This window comes from Veillonella parvula, assembly GCF_032472435.1.
In the GTDB taxonomy this organism is placed as follows: domain Bacteria; phylum Bacillota; class Negativicutes; order Veillonellales; family Veillonellaceae; genus Veillonella; species Veillonella parvula_N.
On record NZ_JAWEGM010000001.1, the window covers coordinates 424,050 to 437,320 of the forward strand.

The following is a 13,271-nucleotide window of genomic DNA, read 5'->3' on the forward strand; positions in this document are numbered from 1 at the left end:
TATTAGTCCTTCATTAAATCTTGAATTTTCGCTAAAATTGCTGGAACTTCAGCTTCGGATTTTGCAATTAACAAAATAGTATCGTCCCCTGCTAATGTACCAATAATTTCAGTCCATTTTGCATGGTCGATAGAAAATGCTACAGATTGAGCAGAACCAGGGATTGTATGTAATACAACTTGGTTTAAACTGTGATCAACCTTAATCAAAGAATCTTGGAATAGTCGGTTAATACGGCTACGAGATAAAACTACATTTTCCTCTGGAGATAATGCATAACGATAATGTCCATCGCCTGTAGGAATTTTGATTAACATTAATTCCTTAATATCACGAGAAACTGTAGCTTGTGTAACTTCAATACCTTCTTCTAGTAAAGCCGCAGCTAATTCCTCTTGTGTTTCAATCGCCTTGGACTGCACGATCTCTTTAATTTTGTTATAGCGATAGCGTTTCATTTTGAACTCCCTTTTTTAAACCTTGCACATAAAAGAGAATAGTATCTTTCTGATAATATTATACCATATATTCATAATTAATATATGGTATAAATCGCATATATTATACGTCTTATGCATATTATATTAATATTTAAAATATTGTTAATATTCTATATATTGATAACGTACAAATTCATAGCTCATAAGGTTCATCTATTTATAGGGAATTAATAATTTAAAAATAGAAAAATATACATGTATAATTAAAATCCCCTATAAAGGGGGTTTTACTAACTGAGTATGAGTTTTATTCATAATGAATAAAGATATATTTCGTTTTATCGTTTTTGCAATATAAATAACTCAGGTGGATTATGTATTTGGTTCATCGGATGCCAATGACATACATTATATATTTTCTGATCTAAATCTGATAAATACGATTTAAGAGACTGCATTTCTTCAAATCCCTCTGTTGTTCCAGGGTAAGCAACTATTGTAATAACTCCAGACTTGGAAAGTTTTTGTAAACCTTCATTTATGGCATCAATGGTTTGGTGCGGTTTTGTTACAACTTGGTGATCTCCTCCAGGTAAATATCCGAGGTTAAAAATCATTAAATCAATAACTTCATCTTTTAATTGATGAGCTACCGCCAAATCATGAGAGTCATGAATAAACGTTAAACTTACTTCTGGCGCAATATCATTTGATTGTAAAAGCTCCTTGCTAGTTTTAATAGCTTTCATTTGAATATCAATTCCATATAGATGGCATGCTTTTTGTGCCCGTTTAGAAAGGTATAAAAGATCATGGCCATTACCACATGTAGCATCTACTACCACTTTGGCATTTTCCATGCATCGATCCCAGATTAAATGTTGGAATTGAACAGCATTGTTAATGTTAATCACAAAACCACCCCACTTGAGATTTGGTTATAACAATTCATCTCGACGAGATGCTAACTTTTTAAATAGAGTACCAAAGAAACATTGATCCTTGAATCGTACAAATAAACAATATACAGGGTTAGAACTTATATGTAAGGTTTCTTTATTTGTAAAAGTATAGTCAAATGTACCATCAATACAAATATGTAATTGTGGTTCTCTTTCCGGCATTGTAATTTGAATCGTATCATGTTCCTCCAAAACAAGGCTTACACCTTGAATTAAATGTGGTGCTACTGGGGTGACAATGATTGATCGATTATCTGGTTTCATGATTGGACCACCAGCCGATAGATTATAGCCGGTAGAACCTGTAGCAGAGGAAATAATTAAACCATCCGATGGATACATTTGCGTGTGTTGATTATTTATGGACATATTAATTCGAGCCATTTTAGCAGGCTCAGCACGAGTGATAACAATTTCGTTAATGATAGGAACTAGTTCTTCCTCTTTACCCTCATGACGTTCTATATAAGCATATAAATGTCCACGCTTTTCAATATTATAATCACCATTAGCAATACGTTTAATATGACTTTGCATTTGATGAATTTCAATTTGATTTAAAAAACCTAGTTCGCCAAGATTAATACCACAAACAGGTACATTATATGGATAAATTTGTCTTGCAAGATGGATGATGGTACCATCACCACCAAAACTAAAGGCAATATCGATTTGTTTGAAGATTTCTGGGCGACTTAAAATATGAGTTTCAGGAATCTTAAGTACTCGTGCAGGTGCATCTGATTCGAGATCATCTGGCAAAAATACTTCGATACCTTCATCTTTACAAATATGTGCAGCCATTTTTAGAACTGCCATAATATTGCTTTTCCCCATATTGGGAAAGAATCCGATACGCATAGTAATCTCCTATAATGAATGGGCTTCTGCAACCACTGTATCAATCAAAGTATCATCAATGGTTAAGGCCCCTTCTTCGTACTTTTTAAAATAACCTAAAAACTCTATATTACCTTCCATACCTTTAATTGGTGAGAAAGTTAAGCCATGTGTATACAATCCACAATCATACGCAACGTGTAAAATACGATGTAAAACTTCTTTATGGATTTCACTATCTCGCACTATACCGCCCTTACCAACATTTTCTTTACCAGCCTCAAATTGTGGTTTTATTAAGGCCACAAGTGAGCCCGTATCTTTTAATAAATTAGTAGCTACTGGTAAAACTTTGTCTAAAGAAATAAATGCTACATCAATAGAAATAAAATCAACAAGTTCACCTATTTGTTCAGCAGTAACAGTACGGATATTTTGTTTCTCCATATTAATTACACGTGAATCTTGGCGTAATTTCCAAGCTAATTGATTATATCCTACATCGATGGCAAAGACCTTAGACGCACCGTTTTGTAATGCGCAATCTGTAAAACCACCTGTACTAGCTCCTATATCAATCATCACAGCCCCATGTAAATCGATAGGGTAAGTTTGAATAGCCTTTTCTAATTTAAGTCCTCCACGGCTTACATAAGGTAGAGTATTGCCTTTTACAATAATATTAGCATCCGCAGGAATCTTGGTGCCTGCTTTATCTATGCGCATAGTATCCATAAATATAAGGCCCGCCATAATAGCTGCTTTTGCTTTTTCTCTACTTTCAAAAAGCCCTCGATTAACGAGGAGTATATCTAATCGTTCTTTATTGCTCATATTACACCATGATAAATACAATAAAACTGAATAAAGGCCACGAAAATACCGAGAATTAAACCACCAAATACTTCGATAGGTGTATGTCCCAACAACTCTTTTAATGCTTCTTTACGTGTAATGACAACAGGTATATTCTTTTTGGTAAAATAATCTACAATTTGATTAAGTATTTGAGCTTGTCGTCCTGCCTCTAATCGTACACCAGACGCATCATACATAACAACAATTGAAAATACTAAGGATAATATAAATAGATCCGTTACACCATTTTTAAGGTAAATCGCTGTTGTTGTAGCAATTACAAATGATGTATGTGAACTTGGAAAACCACCAGATCCAACAAGGCGCTCTGGTCGGAATTTACCATGTCTTAAGAGTTGCCATACAAATTTGATAGCTTGAGCCGTAAACCAGCCCCAAAATGCAGCTTGTGCGATATAATTATGTGCTATTTGTGGTAATATATCAATCATTGTTTATACCTTCTACAGGTAATACCTATTAATTCGTACGTTCTAAAAGATAATCAATTAATGCTGATAGTATAGTTGTATCATAAGAAACCAAGTTTAACGCATCATGAGCTTGGCTACCTACTAAGTAGGCTTGATGTTTTGCTTGCTCTAAACCTAGTAAAGATACATAGGTAGATTTATGTTGGCGAATATCACTACCGGGTGTTTTTCCTAATTCTTCAATAGTACCGGTTACATCTAAAATATCATCAGTAATTTGGAATAATAATCCCAGGCAATTAGAATATTCCATAAGGGCTGTTCGCGTAGTATTATTAGCACTTCCAAGAATAAGACCTAATTCTACAGAAGCGTTAAATAGTGCACCTGTTTTACCAGTATGTAAAACCTTTAATTCTTCTAAAGGAATATGTTTATCTTCACTGAGTAAATCAAAGGCTTGTCCCCCAACCATACCTTCTGGACCAGCAGCAGTAGCAACACATTGTATAGCATCTAGTTTTTGCTGTGCACTAGCAACTGTATTTGAAGTCATCAATTGAAAGGCATATGTTAATAACCCATCACCGGCTAAAATAGCAAGTCCCTCACCGTATACTTTGTGATTGGTCAAATTACCTCTGCGATAATCATCATTATCCATAGCTGGTAAATCATCATGAACTAATGAATACGTATGGATACACTCCATAGCACATAGAAATTCCTTATAATCAGCTGGCTCTTTATGAAGCATTTCCAACACAGCCTTAGTTAAAATAGGTCGTATTCGTTTGCCACCTTGCATTAAACTGTAATTCATAGATTCATAAAGTTGTTCAAATTCTTGATTTGGGCTATTAAGTACTTCGCCTAACCATTGTTCAATATTTTGTTTGCTAGATGCTAAATAATCTTTGAACATAGAATCTCCTTATTCGCTGATGCGGACTTCTTCGATAATTTGTTGTACTTCATCTTCAACAGAATCGAGCATTTCAGCACATTCTTTTACCAAAGTTAAGCCCTTTTTATATTGTGATAAAAGCTCAGAAATGGTCATATCCCCATCATCTAATTGCTTAACAATATCTTCTAAGGCCTTATATTTTTTCTCATAACTTTTTAGTGATGTGGCCATCCTTGTGCGCCTCCTTTACCGTAGCAGTAATATAACCATCAGCTAGTGTAACTCGTATATCGTCATTTGGTTGTAATTGGGCAACCGATGTAATAGGTTTGTTATCATGCTCAACCTTTGCAAAACCTTTAATCATCATTTGTAATGGATTTAGTGACTCTAACTGTTGTGCCAATAATGCTAAGTTATGTCTCTCTGCATTACATCGTTCTTTAGTTGCATTAGTTAGAGTTTGTGAAAGCTCTTGTAAGTGTGATTTTTGCTTATGTAAAAATTGCAGAGCTGGAATGCCAAGTTTTCGATTAAAGAGCAATGTTAAATCTGTACGTTTTTGTTGTAGTGTATAGCGTATATATTCGTGTAAATACTCTTCTTTTTCTGTCAACTGATCTTGTAATGTAGTAATTGGAAGTACTGCCATTTCTGCAGCATGGCTAGGCGTAGCACCACGTACATCAGCTACATAATCACATAAGGTGTAATCTGTTTCATGACCTACCGCCGAAATAATCGGTGTATGAGCATTATAAATTGCCTCTACAACAGCTCTATCATTGAAACACCACAAGTCCTCCATAGATCCACCACCACGACCAACGATGATGACATCAATATCTGGATCAGCATCTGCCGTAGCAATTCCTTTTGCTATAATTGGGCCTGCGGTACTACCTTGTACAGGAACGGAAAACAATTTAAATTGAACTAGTGGATTGCGTTGTTTACTAACATGTAGAATATCATGTAATACAGCACCAGATTGGGATGTAACAATACCAATGCAACTCGCCATATAGGGTAAACCTACTTTATGGCTATCATCAAAGTACCCCAAAGCAGTTAACTCTCGTTTTAGAGCATCAAATTCAAGCTGTAACGGACTTTTAGCACCTATCTGCATATCTGATGCAATGAGATTTAAACGGCCCATTTTATTGTAAAAGTTAACAGATGCTTTTACAGTTACTAATAAACCATTTTGAATGGCATTAGCTAGTCCCTTTTGTATGACTGTACTAGACCACATTGTCACATCAATAGCAGATTCCTCATCTTTTAAAGAAAAATACATATGACCACTATTATGACGTTTTGCATTAATAATGGTACCACTTACATATACATTCTTTAATAGATATTCACGATCTAAAGTACGTTTTATGAGATTGTTTAATTGTGTAATGGTTAATACATTCACGATTATCCTCTAGATTTTTGTAAATAAGCAGCACCAAAAGCATTACCTGTGGCATTATCAACAGAGAATTGTGGCTGTGCTACATGTAATTGGAGATGATTTCGTTTACAATAGGTTTCCATCCGCTTACGAAGTAAACTATTGCTCATCACACCACCTACAGCAATGAGTGCACGTACAGATTTCTCTTTAGTATGATAAGTAATCATTTTTTCTAGAGCATTTCCAATGGAAGTAAAAACAGCTCTAGCTAACTTAGATTTATCTATATCACTCATAGCGTTATTTATACGCCGCATAGCAGCACTACAAGGACCGGCAAAGCTAATCCATCCGTCTTTTACAGATGATGGCAATGGTTCATATTCTGTAGTTTGTAATGCTAATGCCTCTAAATGTTTACCTGCAGGAAATGGTAAACCCAACGCGACACCTATGCGATCAACATATTGTCCACCTTGCAAATCTTTAGAACCGCCAACAATCTGAGATTCAAAAATTCCTTCACCTTGATAATGACAATATACTAGCTCTGTAGTACCACCTGACAGATGTAATGCCAAAAATGGATCCGTCGGGATATGTGCTAAATCTCTCAGTGCAGCTAATATATGATTTTCTTGATGTGCAAAAATATGTAAAGGCACATTCATAAGATGACTCAAGGTTTGCCCCTGTCCTAACCCGACCATAAAGGCAGGCATATAAGAGCGTTCTTCACGGCGCGGAAAGCCACTAACACCTATACCGCTAATTGGTACCTGAGGCAACTCTGACATTAACTTAGGCAATGCCTTTGTATGCTGAAAGACCATATTTGATTGTTGTAGTCCTCGCTCACCTAGTTTTACCTCTAAGATTTTACGTGCTTCCCCTACTATGTGAAAGTCGCTATCTACAATGGCACAACTTGTAGTGTAACAACTCGTATCAAGGCCTAAGTAATATCGTTTCATTATTTACTCTTATTATATGCGTCTAAGATTGCATTAATTAATTTATAAGATGCATCAGAGCCAAACTCTTTAGCTAATTGAATGGCTTCATTAATAGCAATAGATGGCTCTAAAGGTTTCACTTTATTGGTCATTTCCCAAACAGCAATACGTAAGATAGAACGATCCACCTTATCTAAATTTGCTACTTTACGAGATTTACAGAATGGCTGTAATGTAGCATCAATTGCTTCAACATTTGATAGTACACCCTCTATAATACTATTTGCATATGCTTTATCCATTGCTTTATGAATGTTTCCTTCGGGAAATTGAACATCATTTTGATCAGTATGAAATTCATTGGCATATAACATTTGGAATGCGTATTGACGAGCCTCTCGCCGATTTCGCTTAGTTACCATGTAAAACTGGCTCCTTTTCTTTTACAATACCTTCAATATGTACATCAACCTTAATATGATCAAGATCTAGCATATTTTTTAAGGTTTGTTTGATTTCTAATTGCAATTGTTTCGATAATTCAATGAGATTATATCCATACAATGCTTTAATATAAATGTTAATTTCAATAAAACCTTTACGATGCTTTACATTGATACCAGGTAAGCTACGCTGACCAAAAGCATGGGTAATACCCTCTACCAACTCATCGTAAAAGCGTGGGCTTAAAGAATGAATACCAGGAATGGTTCCTAAAGTTTTTGTTGCTACATCAATGATGACAGAATCTGCAATATCAATGGTATCCGTGTCTAAACCATAATTTAATTGATTATCTGAACTCATAGAGATACCTCCTATGGCTGTTGAGGTGTTACTAAATCATCAAAAATAATGTCTTGTACAACTACATCAATAGTTTGAACCTCAATTTCTGTATAAGAGACTAAAGCAGTTTTAATGCGCTCTTGTAGACGTAAAACAACATCAGGAATACGATATCCATACTGAATGCACACATATAGTGTAACTGATATTGCTCCTTCATCGTTAAAGGATATCTTAACACCTTCATGATCGGATTTACGTCTAAAAAAAGTGTTAACGCCATCATTAAAGGTGGAACTCATATGATGAATTCCCTTTGTGTCAAGCGCTGTCATTGTTACAATTGTAGCATATACATCATCATTAATCTTAATCTTACCCGACTCTAGTTCAGTATTTTTCTTGGTCATACTGGCCTCTTTCAAAAAAAGCACCTGTCCCTATATATAATTACATAGACGACAAGTGCTTACAATGCAAATGTTACGATATATGGGGAATAAGATTCCTTGAAAAGATCTTGCCCCAATACATATCAATGAGTATTAGGCACGTTCGATGTATTGTCCTGTACGAGTATCAATACGAAGTACATCATCTACTTCAATGAAGAGAGGTACTTTTACAGTGTAGCCTGTTTCTAATACGGCTGGTTTATTACCACCAGTTGCAGTATCGCCACGGATACCAGGATCTGTTTCAACTACGCGAAGTTCAACAGCTACAGGTAAATCGATACCGATTACGATACCTTGGAAGAACATGATGGATACTTCCATATTTTCAAGAAGGAAGTTTTTAGAATCACCTAATTGTTCAAGGGTAAGTTCAACTTGATCATAAGTTTCGTTATCCATGAATGTATAAGAGCCATCAGATTCATATAAGTATTGCATACGACGACGATCAACATGTGCTTTAGGCACTTTTTCACCTGCATTAAATGTACGCTCAACTACAGAACCAGTTTGCAAGTTTTTCATTTTAGTACGTACGAATGCAGCACCTTTACCTGGTTTAACGTGTTGAAAATCAACTACTTGCCATACATTACCGTCAATTTCAACGGTTACACCTGGACGAAAATCATTACTGGAAATCATCTAACTCTTCTCCTTCTAAATACCTATTTCAATTAACTCTTTTGGACTATGTGTCAACACCTCATAGCCGTCAGATTTGACGATGACACTATCCTCTATTCTCAATCCGATAGTACCTGTTATATAAATGCCAGGTTCTACCGTAATGATCATATTTTCTGTAAATACCGTATCGGATTTAGTATTGGCTACTGGTTCTTCGTGAATCTCAAGACCTACGCCATGTCCAGTACCATGATTAAATTCCTTGGTATATCCATGTTCTTTAATATAATCACGACAAACTGCATCAAGTTCTTTACCAGTAATACCAGCCCGAACTGCAGCTACGCCACGTTTTTGTGCTTCTAAAACTATACCATACAGCTTCTTTTGTAATTCAGAGGCAGGCCCCATTACAATAGTTCTAGTCATATCAGAATGATAACCCTTATATACCGCACCAAAGTCAAAGGTAACAAAATCACCTGCTTCAATGACCTTATCACTGGCTACACCATGAGGCATACTAGAACGATTACCAGAAGCAACAATGGTTGCAAAGGAAGGTTCCTCTGATCCACGTTTTAACATTTCTGATTCTAATATAATGCGCGCTTCGTTTTCTGTCATCCCTACCTTTAGTTGTGGTAGCAAGGCAGCAAAAGCATCATCACCAATTTTAGCAGCTTTACGCAATAAGTCTAATTCGTCTTCACGCTTAACCGCACGTAGTTTTGCAAAATTGATAGATGTAAACTTAAAGCGTTCATCTAATGTATCACATAAAGTTTCATACGTATCCACAGGCATTTGTTTGCCTTCTATACCGAATAAACCTTCGTGAATATGATGTTCATTGAATATATCTACAAGAGTATCCATAACAGTTGTTTCATATTGAATAACTGTGTACCCTTCACATTGTTTTGTTGCTTGTTCAGTATATCTGAAATCAGTAATCATAAAGGCTTTATCTTGAGTAATGATAGCAAAGCCTGTAGTACCAGTAAAGCCTGCAAAATAATGTAGATTTATAGGGCTTATTAAAATGACGCCTGTTAATTCTTGCTCTTTAATATACTGTTGTAGCAGATTTAATCCATTCATAATCTTGCTCCTAGTCTATAAAGTACAATTAATCTTACCATAAAATACCTATATTGAATAGAATTTTATGCTATTTTTTAAAGCCCTCTATCTGTTCAACGGTCAATTCCATTGCAGAACCAACCTCTTCAATGCCACTTAAATCAATATGACCAATCGTAAGACGTTTCAAATATGTTACAGTACCACCTGCAGCACCAATCATGCGCTTAACTTGATGATACTTGCCTTCTTCAATCGTTACATGTACTGAATGTAACGATACAAATTCAATTTCTGCCGGTTTACATTGCGTACCATCTCCAAGAAGAATTCCCTCTTTAATACGTTGTATACCTTCATCAGATAGCGTTCCTTCAAATTCTACGTAATAAACTTTAGGCACATGTTTATTACCATTGATGATAGAGTGTCCCCACACACCATCATTAGTTAATAATAAAAGTCCTTCTGTATCCTTGTCTAATCTGCCTACTGGAACAACTCCCATTTTTATGAATTCTAGAGGGAGTAAATCCATAACAACAGGGTGATTAGAATCTTCTACCGCTGTAACATAGCCCTTTGGCTTATGAAATTTTACATAATATAGTTGAGTAGTACTAACAACCTTACCATCAACAGCAACTATATCAACATCAATATCAATGTGAGTATCTTTTTTCGTTGTTATACTGCCATTGATGGTAACTCTTCTATCCTTTATGAGTTGATGGACTTCTTTTCGACTACCATAAGCTTTATTGGCTAATAATTTATCTAGTCGCATTATGCATGACCTTGTAATACATCTACGTGTGCTGTATCATTGAGCAAGTTTAAAATATTATGATCAAATTCTCCCATGCCATTATAGAATATACGATTAATTGCTGTATTACCTTGACTAAAATTCCAACAATGACTAATGGAAATATCTAATAATTTACACAATAATGTTCGTATAGTCCCACCATGACAAGCAATGAGAAGTGTTTCCTCCTCATTATTAACATTGATGAATTCCTCTAGACCTGCCCATGCACGGTCTTGTAAATTCTTAAAGCTTTCACCATTAGGAACCTTAACTAGATGTGGTCGCAAATACATTTCATCTATCAAACCAGGCCAACGATCTTCGATATCTGAAAATAACATAGCTTCCCAATCGCCAAAATTAAGTTCTCGTAAGCGTTTATCTACTGTAATAGGAGTAGTACGTTCACCGCGAATGACTTCAGCTGTAACTAAAGCACGACTCAAATCACTAGATAATATGCGATCAAATTTAACATCTTTAAGAGCCTGACCACATGCCTTTGCTTGATTTAAACCATTTTCATTAAGTGGAACATCTGTGATGCCTTGGTATTTTCCCATTTTGTTCCAATCAGTTTCACCATGGCGCACAATATACAATGTCTTCATAGTCTTCCTATACTTTCAAAATATCTGTTAATTTTTCTACTAACTTAACATTAGTATCATGATCTTTTATTGCAACGCGAACCCATTGATTATTTAATCCCATATAAGAATCACAGTTGCGAACAATCATATTATATTTTTTAAGCGCTTCATTAATCGACTCTGCTGTTATTCCTTCTTGTTCAATGTGGAACAACATAAAATTAGCTGAAGGCGGATATATAGTAATACCATCTATAGTATCTAATGAGTTATACATAAAAAGTTGCTCTTCATGTAATACTTGTTTTGTTCGTTTCACATACTCTACATCATTCAAAGCCGCCTCTGTATAGGATTGAGCTAATGTATTAACAGACCAAGTTGGAATAAAACTATTTAGTTGCTCAATGATAAGAGGATTGCTGAAAGCAGCACCAATTCGTAGCCCTGGCACGGCATAGAATTTTGTAAAAGAATGAACCACGATAATATTATCAAACTCGTTAACTAGGGAGCGCATGGAGTATTCATTATCTTGTAATGTGTCGTTACCAACAAAATCGATAAAGGACTCATCTATAACAAGTAAACTATTAGCATCTTTCAGCATGCTTGCAATAGTACGAATATGATTCTTATCAAGTAACGTACCATCTGGATTATTGGGATTACCTAGAAATACAATAATACGACCATCTTGCCCCTTTAACTCAGCTGCAAAAGTTTCTAATGCTAAATAAGGAACCTCAAAATAAGGTTTTCCATGTTCATCTTCCCGTGGTCTATAATAAATATCGCGTACTGGAATTCTACTTGCTTCTAAAGCTGCTTTATATTCAGAAAAACCTGGTGCGGGAACAAAAGCGCCCGTATAGCCAGGTAACCGACAAATTGCATATAATAGCTCTGCCGCTCCATTACCAACTACAATTTGATTTTTATTCATACCATAGATATCAGCAATGGCATTTAATATATCATCATTTGTAGCATCCGGATAATGTGATATATATCGCAATTGAGATTCTAATGCAGATAAGCCACGTTGGCTAGGGCCTAGTGGATTGATATTAGCACTAAAGTCAATAACCTCGTATGGTTCAATTCGTTGTTCATGGGCAAACTGAAAAATATTGCCCCCATGTATTTTAGACATACTATTCTCTTTCTATGAAATACTTTATCGTTTGATATAAGTTAATCCTTCATTCGTAGTTTCAACCGTATCTACATAGGTTAATTGTGGCAATTTACGCAAAATCTCATTCTTACAATCATCAATACGACCATAATCAACGGGGAATAATAGTCCCATAATGGTTCCGCTATGAGCAATGATTGTTCCCACACTATTATAAGAATTACCTACATCGTGAAAGTCATATAAATTAGGTTTATATAAAATACGCTGATTGCCAAAAGCACTCAATGTAGCAGCTTGGCCAATGAGTTTTATATCATGCGTTGTAAGCCCCTGTTTAAACAAATCAAAGGATTCTTGTATAATAGATTCTTTTTCTAAAATTTTATTTTGTAAATCTGCTTGTTTATTAAAGCTAACTGTATCAATGCTACCGCCTTCGTCAAAAACGAGGATTTTTAAAGGTGGGCACATACCTAATGGCTTAGAGATAGTCCCTTTAATATAATCAAACTGAGTTACACCTTGATAAAAAGAGGCATCTGTAGGCTCTACAGATAGACAAATTTGCTCAAGTTCTTTTAATGATAAATCATAGTCCATGGCCAAAGCTGTAGCCATAGCTGTTACAGAAATATCTGCCGAACTTGAAGCCATGCCTTTTCCTTGTAGAATATCGGATCTTACATACACAGGCGGGCAAATTTGATTTTTCTTTTTTTCTTGGACCAACTCTTGTACTAATTTACGAGCTTGTGCCGATTTTGGTTGAAGTGCACAAAATTCTTTAGAAAAAGGTTGTATTACATTACTCAATGCGTAGGAGTATCGATTAATTGGACATGTCACTAAAAATGACTGACCATCAATAGAACCTTGTAGAAATTCCCCACATGTACCTGGGGCTCTTACATAATAGGTCACATTAAACTCCTTTCACATCAAATAA

The 13,271-nt window shown here is 35.4% G+C and carries 18 protein-coding genes; all 18 read right to left on the reverse strand.

Going from position 1 to position 13,271, the window contains the following annotated elements; translation table 11 throughout:
• Positions 1-2 precede the first annotated feature (2 nt).
• The 18 genes from argR to E7A03_RS01990 all read right to left on the reverse strand — a co-directional run bounded on the left by argR (position 3) and on the right by E7A03_RS01990 (position 13,246).
• The gene (gene argR, locus E7A03_RS01905) at positions 3-458 is read right to left on the reverse strand and encodes an arginine repressor (RefSeq protein ID WP_004695825.1); all 456 of its coding nucleotides are present in this window, start codon (positions 456-458) and stop codon (positions 3-5) included.
• Between the two features lie 320 nt (positions 459-778).
• The gene (gene mnmM / locus E7A03_RS01910) at positions 779-1,354 is read right to left on the reverse strand and encodes a tRNA 5-(aminomethyl)-2-thiouridylate-methyltransferase MnmM (RefSeq protein WP_021148148.1); all 576 of its coding nucleotides are present in this window, start codon (positions 1,352-1,354) and stop codon (positions 779-781) included.
• Positions 1,355-1,378: 24 nt separating this feature from the next.
• Positions 1,379-2,263 carry an NAD(+)/NADH kinase gene (locus tag E7A03_RS01915; RefSeq protein WP_024061669.1) on the reverse strand — a complete coding sequence of 295 codons (885 nt, stop codon included), beginning with the start codon at positions 2,261-2,263 and terminating at the stop codon, positions 1,379-1,381.
• 9 nt (positions 2,264-2,272) lie between these two features.
• The gene (locus tag E7A03_RS01920) at positions 2,273-3,076 is read right to left on the reverse strand and encodes a TlyA family RNA methyltransferase (RefSeq protein WP_316073611.1); all 804 of its coding nucleotides are present in this window, start codon (positions 3,074-3,076) and stop codon (positions 2,273-2,275) included.
• Positions 3,073-3,552, reverse strand: a complete 480-nt coding sequence (locus E7A03_RS01925) for a divergent PAP2 family protein (RefSeq protein WP_316073612.1) — start codon at positions 3,550-3,552, stop codon at positions 3,073-3,075. Before E7A03_RS01925 ends, E7A03_RS01920 begins: the two co-directional genes overlap by 4 nt.
• Positions 3,553-3,580: 28 nt before the next feature.
• Positions 3,581-4,459: a polyprenyl synthetase family protein gene (locus tag E7A03_RS01930; RefSeq protein ID WP_316073613.1), complete on the reverse strand. Its 879-nt coding sequence runs from the start codon at positions 4,457-4,459 to the stop codon at positions 3,581-3,583.
• A 9-nt stretch (positions 4,460-4,468) separates the two neighbouring features.
• On the reverse strand, positions 4,469-4,675 hold the full coding sequence (xseB, locus tag E7A03_RS01935) for an exodeoxyribonuclease VII small subunit (protein WP_119562956.1): 207 nt from the start codon (positions 4,673-4,675) through the stop codon (positions 4,469-4,471).
• Positions 4,650-5,873, reverse strand: coding sequence for an exodeoxyribonuclease VII large subunit (xseA, locus tag E7A03_RS01940; protein WP_316073614.1), 1,224 nt, complete (start codon positions 5,871-5,873; stop codon positions 4,650-4,652). The genes xseB and xseA overlap by 26 nt, the downstream gene beginning before the upstream one ends.
• 2 nt (positions 5,874-5,875) lie before the next feature.
• Entirely contained in the window at positions 5,876-6,829 is a 954-nt protein-coding gene (locus E7A03_RS01945; protein ID WP_316073615.1) for a Kae1-like domain-containing protein, read from the reverse strand.
• Positions 6,829-7,233: a transcription antitermination factor NusB gene (gene nusB / locus E7A03_RS01950; protein WP_316073616.1), complete on the reverse strand. Its 405-nt coding sequence runs from the start codon at positions 7,231-7,233 to the stop codon at positions 6,829-6,831. Before nusB ends, E7A03_RS01945 begins: the two co-directional genes overlap by 1 nt.
• The gene (locus E7A03_RS01955; RefSeq protein WP_004695803.1) at positions 7,223-7,618 is read right to left on the reverse strand and encodes an Asp23/Gls24 family envelope stress response protein; all 396 of its coding nucleotides are present in this window, start codon (positions 7,616-7,618) and stop codon (positions 7,223-7,225) included. The genes nusB and E7A03_RS01955 overlap by 11 nt, the downstream gene beginning before the upstream one ends.
• An 11-nt stretch (positions 7,619-7,629) precedes the next feature.
• Entirely contained in the window at positions 7,630-8,010 is a 381-nt protein-coding gene (locus E7A03_RS01960) for an Asp23/Gls24 family envelope stress response protein (protein ID WP_004695801.1), read from the reverse strand.
• 135 nt (positions 8,011-8,145) lie between these two features.
• Positions 8,146-8,703 (reverse strand): elongation factor P, encoded by a 558-nt coding sequence (gene efp / locus E7A03_RS01965; RefSeq protein ID WP_316073617.1) that lies wholly within the window; start codon positions 8,701-8,703, stop codon positions 8,146-8,148.
• Positions 8,704-8,718: 15 nt separating this feature from the next.
• Positions 8,719-9,792 carry a M24 family metallopeptidase gene (locus E7A03_RS01970; RefSeq protein WP_008600917.1) on the reverse strand — a complete coding sequence of 358 codons (1,074 nt, stop codon included), beginning with the start codon at positions 9,790-9,792 and terminating at the stop codon, positions 8,719-8,721.
• A 70-nt stretch (positions 9,793-9,862) separates the two neighbouring features.
• Positions 9,863-10,561 carry a pseudouridine synthase gene (locus tag E7A03_RS01975; protein WP_021148139.1) on the reverse strand — a complete coding sequence of 233 codons (699 nt, stop codon included), beginning with the start codon at positions 10,559-10,561 and terminating at the stop codon, positions 9,863-9,865.
• A complete protein-coding gene (cobC, locus tag E7A03_RS01980) occupies positions 10,561-11,199 on the reverse strand; it encodes an alpha-ribazole phosphatase (RefSeq protein ID WP_004697091.1) in 639 nt (212 codons plus the stop codon). The genes E7A03_RS01975 and cobC overlap by 1 nt, the downstream gene beginning before the upstream one ends.
• 7 nt (positions 11,200-11,206) lie before the next feature.
• Positions 11,207-12,337 carry a pyridoxal phosphate-dependent aminotransferase gene (locus E7A03_RS01985; protein ID WP_021148138.1) on the reverse strand — a complete coding sequence of 377 codons (1,131 nt, stop codon included), beginning with the start codon at positions 12,335-12,337 and terminating at the stop codon, positions 11,207-11,209.
• A gap of 24 nt (positions 12,338-12,361) precedes the next feature.
• Positions 12,362-13,246, reverse strand: coding sequence for a GHMP family kinase ATP-binding protein (locus tag E7A03_RS01990; RefSeq protein ID WP_004695788.1), 885 nt, complete (start codon positions 13,244-13,246; stop codon positions 12,362-12,364).
• Between the last annotated feature and the right edge of the window lie 25 nt (positions 13,247-13,271).

Coding starts and splice junctions, on each gene's coding strand:
- argR (WP_004695825.1), bottom strand. CDS start 458: ATGAAACGCTATCGCTATAACAAAATTAAAGAGATCGTGCAGTCCAAG.
- E7A03_RS01915 (WP_024061669.1), bottom strand. CDS start 2,263: ATGCGTATCGGATTCTTTCCCAATATGGGGAAAAGCAATATTATGGCA.
- E7A03_RS01920 (WP_316073611.1), bottom strand. CDS start 3,076: ATGAGCAATAAAGAACGATTAGATATACTCCTCGTTAATCGAGGGCTT.
- E7A03_RS01925 (WP_316073612.1), bottom strand. CDS start 3,552: ATGATTGATATATTACCACAAATAGCACATAATTATATCGCACAAGCT.
- E7A03_RS01930 (WP_316073613.1), bottom strand. CDS start 4,459: ATGTTCAAAGATTATTTAGCATCTAGCAAACAAAATATTGAACAATGG.
- xseB (WP_119562956.1), bottom strand. CDS start 4,675: ATGGCCACATCACTAAAAAGTTATGAGAAAAAATATAAGGCCTTAGAA.
- E7A03_RS01945 (WP_316073615.1), bottom strand. CDS start 6,829: ATGAAACGATATTACTTAGGCCTTGATACGAGTTGTTACACTACAAGT.
- nusB (WP_316073616.1), bottom strand. CDS start 7,233: ATGGTAACTAAGCGAAATCGGCGAGAGGCTCGTCAATACGCATTCCAA.
- E7A03_RS01955 (WP_004695803.1), bottom strand. CDS start 7,618: ATGAGTTCAGATAATCAATTAAATTATGGTTTAGACACGGATACCATT.
- E7A03_RS01960 (WP_004695801.1), bottom strand. CDS start 8,010: ATGACCAAGAAAAATACTGAACTAGAGTCGGGTAAGATTAAGATTAAT.
- efp (WP_316073617.1), bottom strand. CDS start 8,703: ATGATTTCCAGTAATGATTTTCGTCCAGGTGTAACCGTTGAAATTGAC.
- E7A03_RS01970 (WP_008600917.1), bottom strand. CDS start 9,792: ATGAATGGATTAAATCTGCTACAACAGTATATTAAAGAGCAAGAATTA.
- E7A03_RS01975 (WP_021148139.1), bottom strand. CDS start 10,561: ATGCGACTAGATAAATTATTAGCCAATAAAGCTTATGGTAGTCGAAAA.
- cobC (WP_004697091.1), bottom strand. CDS start 11,199: ATGAAGACATTGTATATTGTGCGCCATGGTGAAACTGATTGGAACAAA.
- E7A03_RS01985 (WP_021148138.1), bottom strand. CDS start 12,337: ATGTCTAAAATACATGGGGGCAATATTTTTCAGTTTGCCCATGAACAA.